Below are 19098 nucleotides of genomic sequence, written 5' to 3'. Positions count from 1 at the left end.
AAACAGATTAGCATTTTATGCTCAATTCAACAGTGGTTTCATTCACGCAGATGCAAAATGATACAGCTATCAATTAAATAATAAATTTATGGATTGCACAATATGTTGATAGTCATGCTAAAAGCTTATCTTGGCAGCTTTCGTACGGTTAATTGTAAATGTTAAATTTTGTGTTTTATAAGTTTCGAGTGTAACTGAAATGATGTTAATTATGATGTAAAAGCTGTGTTGCTTGGAAATAATAATGCCATTCGCAAGTGTGAATGGCACAGACTGAAGCCGAATAACCTACTTTGCGGTAATAACACAGAGATTAGAATGAAGATTAATTGACCTCAGTAACTGACTTGTAGCCCATTTCTGTCAATTGATCGTTTACACAATCAAGCACATATTGTTTTAGCTCAGCATTTTCGACTTGATCTTCAGAAGCCATCTGCTGGCACACTTCTTTTAGCTGAGCGAGATCTGCTGCTGGTGCAGGCGGTAAAGAGGAGTCGTCAGCAAAGGAAGTGAAACTTACTAATGCCAATAGAGTAAAAACAGCTGATAACTTATTCATTTTATTTCCTTTAGTTATGTATTGTTAACCACAGATTAAGAAGCATTCTCTTAATACCACTGTGCCAACATCAGCAATTTATCACTGCTATTCTGTTTTAGATATAAATAATTTTCACCTTTTTTGATTAAGGTTTTTTACCTTGTTTTCCCTTGATTCGCTTCAAGTAAATGGGCTGGCTGAGTGTACTTTATTTGCTCTAGTTTGATTCATTCTCAGCATCTTTTGCTGCTTGAGTTAGGTTCACCCCCCCCACTCTGAACTCATGCGTGCTAAGTTGGCTCTTCTGAACTTGTGTTTGAAATTAATTGATGAAACTCTGCACATAAACTTATGTGCTTAACTTATGCGCTTAATTGTGTGTACAGTAGAACTTGGATTTCTTTCAAAAGTGCTGCTTACATCACTTTAAGGACTTATTTGCGATAAAGTGCATTATTATCACTGTTTATGGTCGATTTTTAATGAAGGTTTAATCGCCGCTGTTAACTGAATTATGCGGTAGTTATAAGAAGTCATATAAAATGAGATATGACGCATGTTGTAGGCCGTTTTTTTCTAGAATATTGAATTAAAAAGAATTAATTTTTATGTGTTTTTTAGTTTAAATTTCATTTTACAGTTTATTATTTTAACTTTATGTTTTTATTGTTTATTTTTATGTGTTCGTTTGTTTTTGATGATTACATTGCTAAGATTATAGCTATCCTCTAGAATGCGCCGCTCTCGCAGGTGCGCGTGCATAAGATTAATGGCAAATGCTATTGATTTTTATTGAATTGTTGATTTTTCTCTAGGGGAACTCTGTGTCTACAAAACTGGCTAATCCAGCGCCATTAGGTTTAATGGGCTTTGGTATGACAACAATTTTGTTAAACATTCATAATGCGGGATATTTCCCTATTGATTCTATGATCTTAGCCATGGGGATTTTTTACGGTGGCATTGGTCAAGTGATTGTGGGGATTATGTGTTTCATGCGCGGCGATACTTTCGGTACGACGGCATTTACCTCATACGGTTTGTTTTGGTTAACGCTAGTGGGCCTCATTTTAATGCCTAATGCTGGCATTGCGGCGAGTCCAACGTATTTTATGGGCTGGTATTTAACGCTTTGGGGCATATTCACGGCATTTATGTTTGTGGGTTCTTTGCGTTATCCAAGAGCCAAACAGTTTGTGTTTGCTTCTTTGACTATCTTATTTTTTCTGCTGGCGGCGCGTGATTTTACGGGTAGCGCCTTGATTGGCACTATTGCGGGCTTTGAAGGGATACTTTGCGGCGCAAGTGCGATTTATTTTGCGATGGCGCAGGTGCTTAATAATGAGTATGGCCGTGCGATTTTACCGGTGGGTGAATTGAAAAAATAACAATTCGGCAATGCAGAGCTGTAAAAAAGGCTGATGAAGATCAGCCTTTTTTATGGGTGTTAGCTGTACTAGATTTTAGTTTTAATATAGGCCACAGCTGCTTCATCTAAGCTACGAAGGGAAACATAACTCGTGCCTGCCTTGTGGGTGATCAAGAAGCCTTTTTCAGTTTCTTTAATTCGGTAAATGTCGGTCCATAAAATTTGGCTGGTCACAGACATCGATTGAGTGTGAATCCCTTGCTCATCAATGGTGAGTGTGACCTCATTGCTGGCCGCTTTACTCATCATCTGACGCATCAACCACCATGCTTTGTGATACTTCACATTGAGCGCTTCGATAACACCTAACCCAACAAAAAAGTAAGCTAAATAAAGGCTAATATCGGTGAAAATAAGCGCGATACCTATCAGGGTTAATCCAATGGCTTTGTAGTAAGGTTTGAGCGTGGGATCTGGTACCACTGATTGCGTATAGCATTCATCGAAATGGGCTTTATCTAAAATATACGTTGTGGAGTATGAATAGGGCGTTGGCATCATGTCATCTAATTGAGGTGGCACTTAATGCGGGCTAGTGTAGCGATTACAGTGATGAAAGTAACTAACCTTGCTATTGCAAGCATGAATGAGCACTTTGGTGTTTTCAAATTCGACGTTCAAACCCGCTCGTTTATACAGGTCAAGATATGAGTTGGACAGAAATACGGCAACGGCTATATTAGTCTTGCCGTAAGCATTGTTCGATTTTCGTGATTTGACACAAGGAGTGCAAAACATCATGGCCTTAGTCCCCAAAGATTTTGTAAATTACAAATCAACGCCGGTTTTCAACCATGACAACGTCCCTAAAATGTTGCTGCACATGCACAATACTAAGGCTGGCGTATATGGGCAAATCCAAGTGTTAACGGGCAGCTTAAAGTTTTATGGCTATACGGGTAGCAGGGGCGAGTTAGATAAAGAAATTATTATTCGCGCAGGTGAAACCGCCATTTCACATCCTGAATATTGGCATAAAGTGGAGCTACTGACCGAAGATACTCAGTTTAGACTCCACTTTTATGCCCATAAGGATTCGGCCATTGTGGCGCAGCAACAATCCGAGCGAAGCGAATAGTGTCTAGTACCTAGCTCTTACACCCTATTCACTACAAGCGGTTCTTGGCTACTTCTTTTTAATAACGATTTACGCTAGCTAATAGCGATTTCGTTCCGTTGGAATATCAGTTAAATACTCCACAAATTCCACTTCAAAGCCATGGGCATCGAAGAAGTAAATATTGCGTCGATAGGGATCGTCCATACCATCTTTGGCAATAGGGAAACCTGCCTGGGTCAGTCTTGCTATCACAGCATCTAAGTTGTCGGTCACAAAGGCAAAATGTGCCAGTCCAATTTGATGACCTGCCAAATCGCGGTTTTCACCTTCACCATTGTCACTAAAAGCAATGTATTGATAATCATCGCCAAAATGAATCCAATTACGGGGTTTGCCGTACCAAGTGCCTTTATCGCCACCGCGAACACGCCAATGGGGGAAAGCCGCTTGATAAAAGCGCAGTGCTGCGGGGATGTCATCTACCACTAAATTGATATGCTCTAAATGAATCATAATGCGTTCCTTGTAATGATTTTAGTCTGTTGCTGGTGGTTAAAATCTCAAGCCGCTTACATACCGTAACAGTATTCCTGCTGTTTTGGGTACGCTTGATTGGCATGTTGTTCACGAATGGGGGCTAATGCTTGGGCGTATTGATGCAGCATATATAAGCTGTATTGCACTCTTTCCCTAAGCGCGATATCGCGGGCACTCTCAGGGATTGCATTGAGTACATGGCTGACATTTCGGATGATTAAGTGATCGGGTATGGGCACTAATTTATTGTTTTTAAGGGCATTCATCTTCACTTCAACGATAGGGTAGGTACCGCTAATACCATCCGATATTGAAACTAATAAGGCGGGTTTATGGGCGGTTTCTTCGCGAGTACACATCAACAAAAAGTTCTTCAGTAATGGTGATGCCATGCCGCCCCATTCTGGGGTGATCAGCACTAGCGCATCGGCTTCATCGACTCTGTGCTCTATTTCGGGCCAGTGTTCACCTTTGTTGTCTTCTTCTCCGTCCCAAAATGGCAGATTAAACAGGCATAGTTCTAAGTGATGTATCGTGTCGTAACCCATGCTGTGAGGAGATGAGAAACTGCTTTCGGCGATATAACGACCGACTTTAGCACTTTGTGAATCGGGTCTTTGGCTGGTGCTGATGATGAGTAATTTCATTAAGTAAACCTATTTGTTTATAAATCATTTGTAAGGTAATTGCTTTACTTAATCTTGTAAAGGATAAAGTAAATAAAAAAGTTTATTTAATCTGTTAAAGCAGCGGAGATTGGGAGATAATGCTTCGGCTGAAATCGGGGAGACTCAATGAAAACTACTGATAAGATTATTCAATTACTCAAGTTGCATGGCCCGCTTACCGCTAAAACCTTAGCGGAGGAATTGGCGTTAACGACTATGGGGGTGCGTCAACATCTGCAAGCTTTGGAAGATATGGGTGATGTGGATATTGAGGATCGAGTTGAAGGCCGCGGTCGCCCAACACGTTACTGGGGATTGACCGAACAAAGCCGTACTCACTTTGCCGATCGCCATGAGGAATTGACGGTACAGCTAATTGACTCGGTAAAAATGATCTTTGGCGACCAAGGCTTGGATAAGCTTATCGGTCACAGGGAGCAAAGTGCGTTAGTCCAATATCGTGCGGCAATGGAAGGTGCTACTGATATTCCGACACGTTTGGCCATACTTGCGAAATTACGCTCGAACGAAGGTTATATGGCGACCATGGAACACATCGATGGCGTGTATTTTTTACTCGAAAATCATTGTCCAATCTGCGCCGCAGCGACTAAGTGTTTGAACTTTTGCCGCTCTGAGTTGCAACTTTTCCAGCAGTTATTCGCTGATATTGCCGTGGTGAGCCGCGAAGAACATATCATCGAAGGTGCTCGCCGCTGTGCATATAAGATTGCGGTAATTAAAGTTGCGACGATAGCCTAGTAGTGCACTTAAGTTGTTTGCTTGAGGCGTTTTATCTGTGGGATAAAACGTCACTGAAAGCTAACGCTACATATTAAGCATTCGTTCTGGGCTTAAACTTAGGAGCTTAGGGCTTATCAGGTTCGTGATAGGCCAATAAGGTTTCGAAACGAGGATGTCCTTTAAGTTGTGAGAAATCAGCTTCATCCAACGCTAGCTCTTTGAAGGATGCGCTGTTATGGATGGCGCGTTCCAAATCAGAAATTGCCCTATCTTCAACACCTAAACACGCAAAGGCGCAGGCTCTTTGATAAAAAGCATGGGCGTTAGTCGGGTCAACTTCCAAAACACGATTACATAGGCTTTGTGCCCAATTAAATTCGCGCATTTCCATTGCGGCATCGGCCTTGTAGGTCAGCGCTTCCAAGTCTCCAGGTCGAATCGTGAGGATTTCATCGTAGACTTCAATTTTTTGTTCGGGTGTCTGGGCACTTTGGGCGCGTAGCCACAGATTATGAATTTCATTAATCACTTCTATTTCACGATTATTATCTGTGATAGTACGACTCTTATGCTTGAGTTCTTGCTCGAGTAATTTGAACTTTTCTTCGTATTGTTCGGCAATACTCTGCAGCTGATTCGCGGCCAGTTTGGCGGTATGTGTCTTGATTTCCCGTAGTGATTGCCAACCGATAAAGGCAACTAAAGAGGCGACGCCGGCGATCATATAAAAGAAGTAGGTGACAGTGACATTGGCGTAATTCATCGACTTGTCGGCAACGGCCAGTTCGCGATCTGTGATATCTATGGTGAGGCGCCGCTCAAGATCCTGTTGATCGTATCTGAGGGATTTGAGTTCATCGAAGACGTAGCGCTCTATCAGCGGTTTATCATGGATGGCGAAAGGTTGAGGCGCTTCAGGGGGATTTACTGCATCGCTCGCTTGAGTGAAGAATGAGCTCGCGAGTATCACTAAAAACAAGGCTAAAAATAGCAGGTTCGAACGTATCATAACGGGACTTGCAGATAAGTTTTTGATGCGGTAACCACTCACAATAAGATGAATTGAACGCCTAGCTTAACAAATTTTGCCTAGTTTGATCTAATTTTGCTCTAAATAAGCATCTGTGATGCTTACTGTATTGGCTCGCTATGACCTGAACTCGCATCCTGCTAGAATGGCTATCCCATTCATATTTCGTCATTTGTGGTGTTATGCAGTCTAAGCGCGGCCGACTCGATCGTTATCTCTGTACCCAGTTACACACTCACCGTAAAGCGGTACGTGAACTGTTACTCTTGGGCCGAGTACGCGTTGATGGATTGATAGTGAAGGACATGAATAGGCAAGTGGATGAGTTTTCTCACATCCAACTCGATGGGCAAATATTACAGGCCAACACGCCAGTTTATTTGATGTTGCATAAGCCGATTGGCGTGGTGAGCGCGACTAAAGATACTCAGCATAAAACCGTGATTGATTTGCTCGATTGCGAAGCCCGTGATGAGTTACATATCGCGGGTAGACTAGATTTAAATTCTTCGGGTTTGTTATTACTGACCAATGACAGCCGCTGGTCTGATGCACTAATGTCACCGACGCATAAGGTCGATAAAGTGTATCGCGTCACCTTAGCTAATCCATTAACTGAAGAATATATCGCCGCATTTGCCGAAGGTATGTATTTCAGCTTTGAAGATATAATGACTCAGCCTGCTAAATTGGTGATCCTTGCTGATCATGTTGCTGAAGTGACTTTAAAGGAAGGTAAGTACCATCAAATTAAGCGGATGTTTGGTCGCTTTCGAAACCCAGTTGTTGGTCTACATAGATTATCAATAGGTGATATTGTGTTGGATGAAGCTCTGGCGTCGGGCAAAAGTCGTGTGCTGACTGCCGCAGAAGTGGCTTCTATCCGCTGTAAACCGGTAGCTTAGAGACATAGAGCACTTCAATTTATTAGCCATTATTCTGCGGATTCTAAATATAAAAATGGACTTGAGAGTCAAGTGTCCCAAGCCCGTGACATGGGATTAGAGATCGGCGTGGGGGCCGAATACTTCATAGTGCATGTTTTCAGTTGATACACCCAGAACGAGTAATTGTTGCTTGATGGCTGACATGAATCCAATAGGCCCGCAGAAATAGTAACGTGCATGGGGAAGCAGTTGATCTGCGACTTTGCTTAATTCCATTTGTCCTTCAAAATCATAATCTGTACCTACCACATCGGTTGAACTCGGCTTGCGATACCAAACATGGCTCTTCAGATTATGATGTTGCTGGCGCTTGGTGTGAATAGCCTGTTTGAAACCATGTACATCACCTTGCTCACAGGCATGTAGCCAAGTAATAGCACTTGGATGTTGCAACTTGATCAATTGATTCAACATGCTTTTCATCGGTGTTTGACCCACTCCTGCCGAAATGAGCACTACGGGGATGTCCGCCCCGACTTCTAAGATAAAATCTCCCGCCGGCGGCATAACTGCAATTTTGTCACCGATATGCATGGTATCGTGTAGCAGATTAGACACTTGGCCACCTAATTCACGTTTCACACTGATGCGGTAGTTGTTGCCATTCGGTGCATCGGATAGGGAATATTGGCGGATTTCTTCATATGCTAAATTGGGATGTTTTAGCTTCAAACTTAAATACTGGCCGGGAATGAAATCTTTAACTGGCTTACCGTCTTCGGGCGTCAATATGAAGGAGGTAATGACTGTGGACTCAGTCTTTTTCGCACTAATGATAAACTGACGCTCACCCAACCAACCGCCATCTTGTTCTGCATGTGACTGATAAATTTGAGCTTCTCGTTGAATAAATATATCTGCTAAAAATCCATAGGCCTGCGCCCAAGCTTCTAATACTTCTTCTGTTACTGCATCGCCGCCTAACTCTTTAAGGGTGGCCAATAAGTGGCTGCCGACGATCGCATATTGCTCAGGCTTGATCAGAAAGCCTGTATGTTTTTGGGCAATGCGCTCGACAGTCGAACTTAGCACCGCTAAGTTTTCAATATTTTTAGCATAAGCCGCGACGGCGTTGAATAGGGCAACAGGCTGGCCACCAGAATGCTGGTGTGCCAAGTTAAATACATCTTTTAGTTCAGGATTATGTTTGAACATACGTTCATAAAAATGGGTCGTCAGCGCAGGGCCTGCGGATTCGAGTAAGGGGATAGTGCTCTTGATAACTTGGATTGTACGGCTGTCCAACATAGAAAATCCTTAACGTGCAAATATTATGAATGTTAAATAAGTTTAAAGATCTATTTGATTTGGATCAATAGTGATGATCGCAATTCGTGCTATCGATAAGCGTGATTAAGGTCATTTGAAGTGCTTTATCAAAGCGGGTATGAGATTGGGAAATGATAAATAAATATATTATTTCAATGTATTACAGAGGTAATGGGGGAGGTTAACTGCAACAGCAAAGCTTATTGCAGTCATAGTGTGGTTTTTTGACTTAGAGTTTAAATGCACTCACTTGATTGCGCATACTGTTGGCGAGTTTAGTTAAATTAACCACAGATTCACTTAATTCAGCCGCCGATGCGGTGGAATGTTCGGCAATATCGCTGATGGCAATAATACTACGATTAATGCTTTCGGCAACGCTACTTTGTTCTTCGGCAGCGGTCGCAATATGAGTATTAAGTTCAGTGATGCTATCTACTGAGGAGACGATTTCTTTCAGTGCTTGGCCTGCTTGATTAGCTTTATCATTAGCATCATCTACTTGATTTATACCTATTTCCATAGCGTTAACTGCTTCTTTAACGCCTTGTTGCAGTGTGGCAATCATGGCCTCAATTTCTTGGGTAGACTTTTGGGTGCGCTGCGCAAGGGTCCGCACTTCATCCGCAACGACTGCAAAGCCGCGGCCTTGTTCCCCCGCACGGGCTGCTTCAATGGCGGCATTTAATGCCAATAGATTGGTTTGCTCGGCAATGCTTTTTATCACATCGAGTACGCGGCCGATATTTTGGCTTTCATTAGACAGAAATCCAATGACTTGTGCCGTTTTTTGAATTTGATCAGATAATTGCGACATACTGCTAATCGATTGCATCACAATATTATTGCCATTGGCTGCATAGGTGTCGGCATCTTTGGCTGAATCTGCCGCCGCAGATGCGCTTTGGGCGACTTCTGCAACCGTTGCCGTCATCTCATTCATGGCCGTTGCAGTTTGCTCCGTTTCGGCTTGCTGCTGTTGCATACGTTTATTGGTTGCCTGCGTGAAGCTGCTTAACTCATTTGCTGAACTATTAACGGTATTTGCCGCTTCGGCAATCGAATGAAGAATGCCCCGCAAGTGTTCAATAACTTGGGTGAGGCTAGTGGATATTTGTCCTAGCTCATCGTGATTAAAAGTAGTGAATTTGACGGTAAGATCTGAGTCTTGATGGATTAGCTTAAGTTTACTGAGAATGTCATTAATAGGATTCATCACGCTGCGATTGACCCAGAGCCCAATCACAATACTGATAATCATGGCGGCACAGGCTAATGCTACAAAAATAGTGATTGAAGATTGGTAAATGGCATTCACACGATCTTTTTCTTCGCCTGCCACGCGAATTTGCAGTGCAATCAGTTCAGATATTTGGTTACTGATGGGGTCTATTACTTGGTAAAGCGGCAGGATATTGGCCGATAATTGGCTTGATACATCACCATTTAATCCTCTTAAGCGTGAGATCAGTGTGTCAATCTGTTGATTCGCGGGTGAGAACAGTACTTCGGCTTGTTTTACGAGTCGGGATTCTTCTGAGGTAAGTTCAGTGGCTAAGTATTTTTGCCAATGCTGGGTAATGGTAGATTTGGCACTGTCTAGTGCTTCAGCTGCTTGAGAGGCGGTGAAACCACCCGCGTTCGCCTTATTGACCGCATCGATAACATCGACCGCGTACTTATCAGCAATCACTTTTAAATCGTCTAGTGGCACAACTCTATCGCCATAGATACGTTCAACACCCGATTCAATTTTACCCATCATATTAATGGCGAGAAAACCAATCGTCATTAGCATTAAAAGGGGAACCAGAATGCCGATAAACATTTTTTGTTTTATTTGTAAACCGTTCATATGGATAGCCTCAGTGAACTAAAGAGTCCTTTAGGCAGAACTCTATCTATCCCTATGATGAGTCTGTAACAATAGGTATAGCAAATCTGAGGAAAGAGGGGGGAGTTACAGAAAATTTATTTTGCTTCAGATACAAAAAAACCTCGCTTGGCGAGGTTTAAATGTTGGTACAGATGAGAGGACTTGAACCTCCACGCCCTTGCGAGCACCAGCACCTGAAGCTGGCGTGTCTACCAATTCCACCACATCTGCATGGCTATTCGATATTTCATCGAATTGACAATCTTAACACTGTGAATCTTAACTTTTGAACTGCAATTTGGTACAGGTGAGAGGACTTGAACCTCCACGCCCTTGCGAGCACCAGCACCTGAAGCTGGCGTGTCTACCAATTCCACCACACCTGCACTGTACCTATCGCAGTTCTCTAACATAAGTCGCTATCGCAACCCATTTAAAGATGGTGCCCGAACCCGGAATCGAACCAGGGACACGAGGATTTTCAATCCTCTGCTCTACCGACTGAGCTATTCGGGCGACGGGCGCAATTTAAAGGCTTTTCGGGTTTTGAGTCAATAGATTTTTACTAAATAACGGAAAAAGTGACTCAGTTGGATAAGATTTACACGAAAGTGTCATTTGTGTTGGTATTGAGGATGTAAAAATAGCCAAACCACTATCCACACTGAGAACTTAGCGTTATCTATTTATGGCTTATTAGGGTCACCAAGCAAAAAAATGCCCCTATTAAAGGGGCATTCTCGGTTAGTTTGATAAGATTTCATTGTTTGGGAAGTTAGCTTGCATTACCATGAGCACGTTTTGCTTCAGCTTGCTCTGACCTAATTCGCCATAAGCTTCTATCATTATCTCTAATGCCCGTTCATTTGAAGGGGTGCCAGGGTATGTTTCCATTACAGATTGTGCTCGGATTGCTGCGGCGCTCCATGCATTCATCTTGAGATAATACTCGGCAACTTGAATTGAATATTTTGCTAAGCGATTCTTCAGCGCTAACATGCGTTTTTGCGCATCGGCGGCATATTTGCTGTTAGGGTAGGTTTTGATAAGACGATCAAAATCTTTGAAAGCATCTTGAGCATTTTTAGGGTCACGATCGGTTCGGTCGATATTAAGCATGTCGTGGAACATGTAATTGTCGGCTTGCATGTTCACTAAACCGCGCATATAGAACACATAGTCTACATCTGGATGAGTTGGATTAAGACGGATAAATCTGTCTATGTTCGCAATACCAGAAGCGACATCGTCCATTTTATAGTAAGCATATATCAGGTCTAACTGGACTTGAGTTTTGTGAGGTCCGAAGGGGAAGCGTGAGTCTAGCGCTTCCAAAGAACGGACAGCTTTAGAGTAATTGCCAAGCTCCATAGAGGTTCTTGCCTGAGTATAAAGTACATCAGGTGACGTTTTGGCGGCAATATCGTTATCATCAGGGCTGCTGCTACAGGCTGATAACGCTAGTGAAAATAGGACTAAGGTAACGCCTTTGGAAAATTTATACATACTTGAATTCAATTCTTTTTAAGTTGTAGTTAAGAATTTTTCCATTTCACTATAAAATAGAAAACATCCGATTGTAACAGATAGCACACATTTTTTGACCCCTAAATGGGGATACGGTTCCTATGACACAAGAGATTAATCTAAAAAGCGAGATTTCGGCAACACAAACTGGACTGAGATTAGATCAGGCCCTAGCAGAGTTGTTCCCAGATTACTCGCGCACGCGCATCAAGGAATGGATCCTATCTGATGCAGTTTATGTTGACGGCGTTGTCGTTAATAAGCCCCGAGAGAAAGTTTATGAGCTGCAACAGATACTCATAGATGCCACTCTTGAAGAAGAAGTTCACGCAGCGGCACAGGCCATTGATCTGGATATCGTCTATGAAGATGACGACATTATTGTGATCAACAAGCAAGCGGGACTCGTGGTTCACCCTGGTGCTGGCAATGCCGATGGCACTTTGATGAATGCACTGTTGCACCATTGTCCCGATATTGAGCATGTACCACGTGCTGGTATTGTGCACCGTCTGGACAAGGATACTACAGGTTTAATGGTTGTAGCCAAAACCGTTGAAGCGCAAACCCATTTAGTTGCCGCCTTGCAGGCCCGTGAAATCACTCGTGAATACGAAGCGATTGTGATGGGGACTATGACAGGTGGCGGTACTGTTGATGAGCCGATTGGTCGTCATCCAACGAAACGTACTCATATGGCGGTGCATCACTCAGGTAAACCTGCTGTGACGCATTATCGTGTGGCGGAAAAATTCCGTAACCACACTCGTCTAAGATTGCGCCTTGAATCGGGTCGTACTCACCAAATTCGTGTGCACATGGAATACATAGGCCACGTATTAGTGGGCGATCCTGTGTATGGTGGTCGTCCAAAACCGCCGAAATGGGCCAGCCCAGAGTTTTTTGATATTCTGAAAAACTTCAAGCGCCAAGCGCTGCACGCTGTGCGTCTTGAATTAGCGCACCCTGTGAGTTGTGAAATCATGAGCTGGCACGCGCCAATTCCTGAAGACATGGTGATTTTGACTAAAGCACTGCGTCAAGACACGGTCGAGCATCCGATCGAGTATTTGTAAGTGTTTAATCACGATTGGCCTGTTCCTGCTAATGTCGGTATCGCTATGACAAATCGTCATGGCGGTGTGAGCGTGCATCCCTATGATAGTTTGAATCTTGGACTGCACGTCGGTGATGCGCCTGAGCTGGTGATGGCTAATCGTGAATTACTCTGCAAACAATTAGCGTTAACCGCAGATCCTGTCTGGCTCGAGCAAGTGCATGGTACTCATGTGCTTAATTTAGATGCGCGGAGCTTAGCTCCTGCTGTGGATACACCGATTGCCGATGCCAGTTACAGCCAAACGGCTAGCCAAGTTTGCGCTATAATGACTGCCGATTGTTTACCTGTGTTGTTGTGTAATCAAGCGGGAACCGAAGTGGCTGCAGCCCATGCCGGTTGGCGTGGTTTATGTGATGGCGTGATTGAGGCCACCGCGGCGCAGTTTAGTTCACCTATGGATGAGTTGATTGCCTACCTCGGTCCGGCTATTGGTCCACAAAAATTTGAAGTCGGTGTTGAAGTACAGCAAGCCTTTTGTACTTTACATCCGCAAGCGGCAGTGTGTTTTATTCCAAGTGGTAACAAGTATCTTGCCGATATTATTGGCTTGGCTACATTACGCTTGAGTTTACTCGGGATAAACCATATTTATAGCGCAGATATCTGCACAGTCAGCGACACGGATTACTTCTCTTATCGTCGCGATAAGGTGACGGGACGCATGGCTTCATTGATCTGGCTTAAGTCTTAAGCTAATTCCCCTACAGTTTGTATTTATTTGCGCGTTATTCGCTTGAATTTGGCTAAATAGCCCCCATCTTTTAACTAACGAAATGTAATACCAATCCTATTTAGATCTCTCCATTAGCGGTACTGATTTTAAAACCACTAAATTGGCAAGATGTCTTGTGGATTGGCATATCTCTACTATATGAGTGTTAGGAGGCTGTATGCGACTCGATCGTATGACCAATAAATTTCAGCTTGCCATCTCTGATGCCCAGTCACTCGCACTTGGGCGTGATCATCAGTTTATTGAACCGCTGCATTTGATGATGGCATTGTTGAACCAAGATTCAGGTTCAATCCATCCCTTATTGACCCAAGCTGGCATTCGAGTGAGTGCGCTGCGATCGCTCTTGAGTCAAGAGCTGGAACGCTTACCTCAAGTTGAAGGGACTGGCGGCGATGTACAATTATCCCAAGGTTTAATCCGTTTATTAAATCTGTGCGATAAATTGGCGCAAAAGCGTAAAGATAAATATATCTCTAGCGAATTATTTGTATTAGCTGCGTTAGAAGGTGCCGATGCTCTTGCACAAGCGTTGAAAAAAGCCGGCGCGACCAAAGAGTTGATGGAACAAACCATTGAACAAATGCGCGGCGGCCAAAAAGTGGATGATCCGAACGCTGAAGATCAACGCCAAGCGTTGAAGAAGTTTACTATCGATCTCACCGAGCGAGCCGAACAAGGCAAGTTAGATCCTGTGATCGGCCGTGACGATGAAATTCGCCGTACGATCCAAGTGTTACAACGTCGCAGTAAAAATAACCCCGTCCTTATCGGTGAACCGGGTGTGGGTAAAACGGCGATTGTTGAAGGACTTGCCCAGCGTATCGTTAATGGTGAAGTCCCCGAGGGCATTAAAAATAAGCGTGTCTTATCCCTCGATATGGGCTCATTGATTGCGGGTGCTAAATATCGTGGTGAGTTCGAAGAGCGTTTAAAAGCGGTACTTAATGAGCTGGCGCAGGAAGAAGGTCAAGTGATCCTCTTCATCGACGAGCTACATACTATGGTCGGCGCCGGTAAAGGTGAAGGCGCAATGGATGCGGGTAACATGCTCAAACCTGCGTTAGCGCGTGGTGACTTGCACTGTGTGGGTGCGACAACGCTTGATGAGTATCGTCAGTATATTGAAAAAGATGCGGCGCTTGAACGTCGTTTCCAAAAAGTGCTGGTGGATGAGCCAAGCGTTGAAGACACCATCGCCATTTTGCGTGGCCTGAAAGAACGTTACGAGCTGCATCACCATGTGGAAATTACCGATCCGGCGATTGTGGCGGCGGCGACTATGTCGCACCGTTATGTGTCGGACCGTAAGTTACCCGATAAAGCGATCGATTTGATCGACGAAGCGGCATCGAGCATCCGCATGCAGATGGACTCAAAACCTGAGTCACTCGACCGGCTTGAACGACGTGCTATCCAGCTCAAACTGGAGGAGCAAGCGTTAGCCAAAGAAAATGATGAGGCGAGTCGTCGCAGGCTTGACCATCTGCAAGAGGAATTACGTGACGTTGAAGCTAAAGCTTCAGAGTTGAACGAAATTTGGCGTACTGAAAAAGCCGCACTAGCGGGAACTCAGCATATTAAAGCCGATCTCGAACAGGCTCGAATGGATTTAGAAGTGGCGCGTCGTGCGGGTGATTTAACTCGGATGTCTGAGTTGCAATACGGTCGTATTCCTGAGCTTGAAAAACAGCTCGATTTGGCATCGCAAGCCGAAATGCAGGACATGACGTTATTGCGTAACAAGGTCACTGAGTTCGAAATCGCCGAAGTCTTGTCGAAAGCGACGGGAATACCCGTATCGAAAATGCTTGAAGGTGAGCGCGAGAAATTACTGCAAATGGAAGTGGCGCTGCATGAGCGGGTGATAGGCCAAAACGAAGCCGTTGATGCGGTGGCAAACGCGATTCGTCGTAGTCGTGCGGGTCTTGCGGATCCGAATCGCCCGATTGGCTCTTTCCTGTTCTTAGGCCCAACGGGTGTAGGTAAAACTGAGCTGTGTAAATCACTGGCGAGGTTCTTATTTGATACCGAATCGGCCTTAGTGCGCATTGATATGTCTGAGTTTATGGAAAAACACTCAGTATCGCGCTTAGTGGGTGCGCCTCCAGGATACGTAGGTTATGAAGAGGGCGGTTACTTAACGGAAGCCGTTCGTCGTAAACCTTATTCGGTGATATTGCTCGACGAAGTCGAGAAAGCGCATCCCGATGTGTTTAACATTTTACTGCAAGTGCTTGATGATGGACGCTTAACCGATGGTCAAGGTCGTACTGTCGATTTTAGAAATACAGTGATCATCATGACCTCGAACTTAGGCTCCGACATTATCCAAGAAGGATTTGGTCAAGTGACCTATGCAGAGATGAAAGCGGCGGTAATGAATGTGGTCACTCACAGTTTCAGACCCGAGTTTTTAAACCGTATCGATGAATCTGTGGTGTTCCATCCATTGGATGCTGCCAATATCAAGCGTATTGCTTCGATACAGATTGCTTCCTTACGCCAACGTTTGGCTGAAAAGGACTATACATTGGAGATCACCGACGACGCATTATCACTGATTGCGGAAATTGGTTTCGATCCTGTGTATGGCGCAAGACCGTTGAAACGGGCATTGCAGCAAGAAGTCGAAAACCCGCTGGCGCAGAAATTACTGCGTGGTGACTTGTTACCGGGTAAACCGATCAAGGTCAGTTGTGCGGGTGGCGAGTTAGTGTTCGAGCAATAACCTGTGACCAGTAGCTAGTCACTTAGTGTGTTGTTTGAATGCGATACGTTAATCAAATGCTTGAAGTTGGATATGTTGAAATAGGCGAACTGAAATAAGCGTTCTTGAATGAACGAGCTTGAAATAAACTATCTTGCAATAAGAGATAGCGCTTTCTTAGTCAGTATCGCTCCCGCTTCACGCGCTAAAACGAAAGGAGCCGAGTTTTTAACTCGGCTCCTTTTTTATTGCGTTAGCGTTAATCGTTGTTCATTAATGTAGTGGCATAGTAAATTTGGCTACTTCTTATCACAGAAGAGTTTGATTCTTTCCAGCTGTTGGGCAATCGAGGCTTGGCGATCCTCCTCAGTCATAGCGACAGATTCACCCGAATCGGAAGTTTGGCGGATAAGCTTAGTGTGCGTCGAGAGAATATCTAAATTGTGTTTTGCACTCTCACAAATGGATTTAGCCTGTTGGGCGTCTTTTTCTTTAATCAGCGCAGCTGACTTTTCTAATTCATTGGCTTCAGCAGTTGGCTCAACTTTCTTTATCGGCGCGATAAAACCCACTTTCGCCTGCTCTAAATCTTCACTGTAGAGCTTGTCTGCTTTGATGTTTTCTTGTTGCGGGGCTTGTTGGCTGTAATGTGTCACACCATTTTCATCGACCCAAGTATAAATAACGCCCGCAGAAACGGGGCCAATGAAAAGGCCGAGCCAGAGCCATCGATAAAGTATTGTTCTGAACATGTTCACTTTTAACATCGAAATTATCCCTAACTGGTCTCTCATCGACATGATAATAAAATATGTTATCTTGAAAGCTAACTTCTCTTCACTGAACTAGCGTAATAAGTGTATGCAAAATTCTTCAAATCAAACAGTAAAGAATAAAGGTATCTATTTACTGCCTAATCTTTTTACGACAGCAGGATTGTTTTCTGGCTTTTATGCTGTGATAGCTTCCATGAATGCTAACTTTGAAGCTGCTGCAATAGCCATTTTTATTGCCATGATTTGTGATGGGCTCGATGGCCGAGTGGCAAGACTGACTAATACCCAAAGTGATTTTGGTGCCGAATACGACAGTATGGCCGATATGGTGTCCTTCGGAATGGCGCCAGCACTACTCGCCTACAATTGGGCATTAGCGGACTTAGGTAAAATTGGTTGGTTGGCGGCATTTATTTATTGTGCAGGTGCGGCACTCAGGCTCGCTCGATTTAATACGCAAGTTGGCGTTGCCGATAAGCGTTATTTTCAAGGTCTCGCCAGCCCGGCAGCCGCAGCTGTTATTGCCGGCAGTATTTGGCTTGGTAATCAATATAGTCTCGATGGAAGAAACATCAGTTGGATTGCGGCCCTTGTTACTGCGGCAACCGGTTTACTGATGGTCAGCAATTTCCGCTATCACTCCTTTAAAGAAATTGACTGGCGTGGCAAGGTTAACTTTATCGTGATCTTACTGGTCGTCGGTGTATTTGTGGTGGTGTCAGTTCAACCTGCATTGATCTTATGTGTCGGCTTCTACTTATATGCGATTTCAGGCCCGATCATTACTATCAGAACGGTAAGGAAACTCAAAGTCGCGCATATTGTCGGTGATGATACGGTGACGAATGTCGAGAACAATCACTCAACCCAAGCTGCAGCACAAACACAAAGCGCTACAAATATCGAAAAAGAAAAACAAGAAGAGCATAAATCTTAGGGCTCGTGCTTTTGATCAGTGCTTATCATTAGCTAGGTGCAAACAAGAGTAAGACATCACACTGGGCATAACGCTTTTAGAGGTTTGCGGATAGATATTACGAAAAATAGCTATCAACTTCTGTTTATGCCCATTCAATCTATTAAAACTCCAGCAATAGGCTATTCCTTCTGCCAAACTTATCAGCCCAAACAGCGATATTGCTCAGTATTGCAGTATATTTCTGCAGTTTGGTGGTTATTTATTCGCTTGGCGCAGATTGTTAAAAAAGCCCTTGCACAAAAAGTTTCACTGCCTATAATGCGCATCCACTGACACGGCAGACAGCGTTAAGCAGCCTGATGTGACAGTTCATTAATGAGTTTACTGATTGATGAGTGTTGAGAAATTTTGTAAAAACTCCTTGACGCGAAACGGGAAATGCGTAGAATACGCAGCCCTAGCCAACTGGAAGCGTTCGACGCTCAGTGTGGTACTCAAGTTCTCTTACGAATATTGAGTTGCTCTTTAACAAGATAAAACAAGAAATCTGTGTGGACACTCACAGGTGTTGAGTTAATCGAAACTGCTTAACCTTCGGGTTGGCAGTCAAAAATTTAAATCAATGTAACAATGAGTGTTCATAGTAATATGTACAGTTTGTTTCTGCTTTTAAGTGGGAACAAAAAAATCAGAATTCATTGAGCCGCTGATTCCTTCGGGATGAAGCAACAAAACTTTAATTGAAGAGTTTGATCATGGCTCAGATTGAACGCTGGCGGCAGGCCTAACACATGCAAGTCGAGCGGCAGCGGGAAGATAGCTTGCTATCTTTGCCGGCGAGCGGCGGACGGGTGAGTAATGCCTAGGGATCTGCCCAGTCGAGGGGGATAACAGTTGGAAACGACTGCTAATACCGCATACGCCCTACGGGGGAAAGGAGGGGACCTTCGGGCCTTCCGTGATTGGATGAACCTAGGTGGGATTAGCTAGTTGGTGAGGTAATGGCTCACCAAGGCGACGATCCCTAGCTGTTCTGAGAGGATGATCAGCCACACTGGGACTGAGACACGGCCCAGACTCCTACGGGAGGCAGCAGTGGGGAATATTGCACAATGGGGGGAACCCTGATGCAGCCATGCCGCGTGTGTGAAGAAGGCCTTCGGGTTGTAAAGCACTTTCAGTAGGGAGGAAAGGGTGTAGTTTAATACG

Annotated in this window: 17 protein-coding genes, 3 tRNA genes and 1 rRNA gene; 9 read left to right on the top strand and 12 right to left on the bottom strand. The window is 44.1% G+C overall.

Annotation, left to right across the window (positions count from 1 at the left end; genetic code table 11):
• Nucleotides 1-325 precede the first annotated feature (325 nt).
• Nucleotides 326-562 carry a hypothetical protein gene (locus tag L5M38_RS04675; protein ID WP_028759260.1) on the bottom strand — a complete coding sequence of 79 codons (237 nt, stop codon included), beginning with the start codon at nucleotides 560-562 and terminating at the stop codon, nucleotides 326-328.
• 806 nt (nucleotides 563-1368) lie between these two features.
• On the opposite strand from L5M38_RS04675, the gene L5M38_RS04670 reads away from it, so the two are divergent.
• Entirely contained in the window at nucleotides 1369-1932 is a 564-nt protein-coding gene (locus L5M38_RS04670) for an acetate uptake transporter (RefSeq protein ID WP_173496958.1), read from the top strand.
• A 68-nt stretch (nucleotides 1933-2000) separates the two neighbouring features.
• Here L5M38_RS04670 and L5M38_RS04665 read toward each other — a convergent pair whose 3' ends face one another.
• Complete coding sequence (locus L5M38_RS04665) at nucleotides 2001-2471, bottom strand: YcxB family protein (protein WP_219250433.1); 471 nt, start codon at nucleotides 2469-2471, stop codon at nucleotides 2001-2003.
• 241 nt (nucleotides 2472-2712) lie between these two features.
• On the opposite strand from L5M38_RS04665, the gene L5M38_RS04660 reads away from it, so the two are divergent.
• A complete protein-coding gene (locus L5M38_RS04660; RefSeq protein WP_168825047.1) occupies nucleotides 2713-3051 on the top strand; it encodes a DUF1971 domain-containing protein in 339 nt (112 codons plus the stop codon).
• Between the two features lie 78 nt (nucleotides 3052-3129).
• On the opposite strand, the gene L5M38_RS04655 is transcribed toward L5M38_RS04660, so the two are convergent.
• The gene (locus L5M38_RS04655; RefSeq protein ID WP_113939921.1) at nucleotides 3130-3546 is read right to left on the bottom strand and encodes a VOC family protein; all 417 of its coding nucleotides are present in this window, start codon (nucleotides 3544-3546) and stop codon (nucleotides 3130-3132) included.
• Nucleotides 3547-3602: 56 nt separating this feature from the next.
• A complete protein-coding gene (locus L5M38_RS04650) occupies nucleotides 3603-4217 on the bottom strand; it encodes an NADPH-dependent FMN reductase (RefSeq protein ID WP_263141525.1) in 615 nt (204 codons plus the stop codon).
• A 147-nt stretch (nucleotides 4218-4364) separates the two neighbouring features.
• On the opposite strand from L5M38_RS04650, the gene L5M38_RS04645 reads away from it, so the two are divergent.
• Nucleotides 4365-5000: a helix-turn-helix transcriptional regulator gene (locus tag L5M38_RS04645; protein ID WP_263178455.1), complete on the top strand. Its 636-nt coding sequence runs from the start codon at nucleotides 4365-4367 to the stop codon at nucleotides 4998-5000.
• Nucleotides 5001-5106: 106 nt separating this feature from the next.
• On the opposite strand, the gene L5M38_RS04640 is transcribed toward L5M38_RS04645, so the two are convergent.
• Nucleotides 5107-6033, bottom strand: a complete 927-nt coding sequence (locus L5M38_RS04640; RefSeq protein WP_212601711.1) for a TPR end-of-group domain-containing protein — start codon at nucleotides 6031-6033, stop codon at nucleotides 5107-5109.
• Between the two features lie 161 nt (nucleotides 6034-6194).
• On the opposite strand from L5M38_RS04640, the gene L5M38_RS04635 reads away from it, so the two are divergent.
• Nucleotides 6195-6917, top strand: a complete 723-nt coding sequence (locus tag L5M38_RS04635) for a pseudouridine synthase (protein ID WP_113939923.1) — start codon at nucleotides 6195-6197, stop codon at nucleotides 6915-6917.
• Nucleotides 6918-7013: 96 nt separating this feature from the next.
• Here the strand turns inward: L5M38_RS04635 and hmpA are convergent, their stop codons facing one another.
• From hmpA to L5M38_RS04605, 6 genes are all read right to left on the bottom strand, one after another.
• Nucleotides 7014-8207 (bottom strand): NO-inducible flavohemoprotein, encoded by a 1194-nt coding sequence (gene hmpA / locus L5M38_RS04630; RefSeq protein WP_263178454.1) that lies wholly within the window; start codon nucleotides 8205-8207, stop codon nucleotides 7014-7016.
• 250 nt (nucleotides 8208-8457) lie between these two features.
• Complete coding sequence (locus L5M38_RS04625; protein ID WP_263168023.1) at nucleotides 8458-10083, bottom strand: methyl-accepting chemotaxis protein; 1626 nt, start codon at nucleotides 10081-10083, stop codon at nucleotides 8458-8460.
• Between the two features lie 165 nt (nucleotides 10084-10248).
• Nucleotides 10249-10335 (bottom strand) — tRNA-Leu (locus L5M38_RS04620).
• 68 nt (nucleotides 10336-10403) lie between these two features.
• A tRNA-Leu gene (locus L5M38_RS04615) sits at nucleotides 10404-10490 on the bottom strand.
• A gap of 54 nt (nucleotides 10491-10544) precedes the next feature.
• Nucleotides 10545-10620, bottom strand: a tRNA-Phe gene (locus tag L5M38_RS04610).
• Between the two features lie 228 nt (nucleotides 10621-10848).
• Entirely contained in the window at nucleotides 10849-11610 is a 762-nt protein-coding gene (locus tag L5M38_RS04605) for an outer membrane protein assembly factor BamD (protein ID WP_105249967.1), read from the bottom strand.
• A gap of 122 nt (nucleotides 11611-11732) precedes the next feature.
• Here L5M38_RS04605 and rluD point away from each other — a divergent pair, with 122 nt between their 5' ends.
• The 3 genes from rluD (at nucleotide 11733) to clpB (ending at nucleotide 16215) form a co-directional block, all read left to right on the top strand.
• Complete coding sequence (gene rluD, locus L5M38_RS04600) at nucleotides 11733-12707, top strand: 23S rRNA pseudouridine(1911/1915/1917) synthase RluD (RefSeq protein WP_105249966.1); 975 nt, start codon at nucleotides 11733-11735, stop codon at nucleotides 12705-12707.
• Nucleotides 12708-13442, top strand: a complete 735-nt coding sequence (gene pgeF, locus L5M38_RS04595; RefSeq protein WP_263178453.1) for a peptidoglycan editing factor PgeF — start codon at nucleotides 12708-12710, stop codon at nucleotides 13440-13442.
• Between the two features lie 199 nt (nucleotides 13443-13641).
• Nucleotides 13642-16215, top strand: coding sequence for an ATP-dependent chaperone ClpB (clpB, locus tag L5M38_RS04590; protein ID WP_198573010.1), 2574 nt, complete (start codon nucleotides 13642-13644; stop codon nucleotides 16213-16215).
• 278 nt (nucleotides 16216-16493) lie between these two features.
• Here the strand turns inward: clpB and L5M38_RS04585 are convergent, their stop codons facing one another.
• A complete protein-coding gene (locus L5M38_RS04585; protein WP_263178452.1) occupies nucleotides 16494-16961 on the bottom strand; it encodes a DUF4124 domain-containing protein in 468 nt (155 codons plus the stop codon).
• 94 nt (nucleotides 16962-17055) lie between these two features.
• On the opposite strand from L5M38_RS04585, the gene pssA reads away from it, so the two are divergent.
• The gene (gene pssA, locus L5M38_RS04580; RefSeq protein WP_263178451.1) at nucleotides 17056-17907 is read left to right on the top strand and encodes a CDP-diacylglycerol--serine O-phosphatidyltransferase; all 852 of its coding nucleotides are present in this window, start codon (nucleotides 17056-17058) and stop codon (nucleotides 17905-17907) included.
• A 719-nt stretch (nucleotides 17908-18626) separates the two neighbouring features.
• Nucleotides 18627-19098: ribosomal RNA gene (locus L5M38_RS04575) — 16S ribosomal RNA — on the top strand; the annotation flags it as partial.

The organism is Shewanella sp. SM101 (genome assembly GCF_025654465.1).
GTDB classification, from domain to species: Bacteria; Pseudomonadota; Gammaproteobacteria; order Enterobacterales; family Shewanellaceae; genus Shewanella; species Shewanella oncorhynchi.
The sequence above is the reverse complement of the archived record's forward strand: the minus strand, read 5'-3'. Positions and strand labels throughout refer to the sequence as shown.

Coding starts and splice junctions, on each gene's coding strand:
- L5M38_RS04675 (WP_028759260.1), bottom strand. CDS start 562: ATGAATAAGTTATCAGCTGTTTTTACTCTATTGGCATTAGTAAGTTTC.
- L5M38_RS04665 (WP_219250433.1), bottom strand. CDS start 2,471: ATGCCAACGCCCTATTCATACTCCACAACGTATATTTTAGATAAAGCC.
- L5M38_RS04660 (WP_168825047.1), top strand. CDS start 2,713: ATGGCCTTAGTCCCCAAAGATTTTGTAAATTACAAATCAACGCCGGTT.
- L5M38_RS04655 (WP_113939921.1), bottom strand. CDS start 3,546: ATGATTCATTTAGAGCATATCAATTTAGTGGTAGATGACATCCCCGCA.
- L5M38_RS04650 (WP_263141525.1), bottom strand. CDS start 4,217: ATGAAATTACTCATCATCAGCACCAGCCAAAGACCCGATTCACAAAGT.
- L5M38_RS04645 (WP_263178455.1), top strand. CDS start 4,365: ATGAAAACTACTGATAAGATTATTCAATTACTCAAGTTGCATGGCCCG.
- L5M38_RS04635 (WP_113939923.1), top strand. CDS start 6,195: ATGCAGTCTAAGCGCGGCCGACTCGATCGTTATCTCTGTACCCAGTTA.
- hmpA (WP_263178454.1), bottom strand. CDS start 8,207: ATGTTGGACAGCCGTACAATCCAAGTTATCAAGAGCACTATCCCCTTA.
- L5M38_RS04625 (WP_263168023.1), bottom strand. CDS start 10,083: ATGAACGGTTTACAAATAAAACAAAAAATGTTTATCGGCATTCTGGTT.
- L5M38_RS04605 (WP_105249967.1), bottom strand. CDS start 11,610: ATGTATAAATTTTCCAAAGGCGTTACCTTAGTCCTATTTTCACTAGCG.
- rluD (WP_105249966.1), top strand. CDS start 11,733: ATGACACAAGAGATTAATCTAAAAAGCGAGATTTCGGCAACACAAACT.
- clpB (WP_198573010.1), top strand. CDS start 13,642: ATGCGACTCGATCGTATGACCAATAAATTTCAGCTTGCCATCTCTGAT.
- L5M38_RS04585 (WP_263178452.1), bottom strand. CDS start 16,961: ATGTTAAAAGTGAACATGTTCAGAACAATACTTTATCGATGGCTCTGG.
- pssA (WP_263178451.1), top strand. CDS start 17,056: ATGCAAAATTCTTCAAATCAAACAGTAAAGAATAAAGGTATCTATTTA.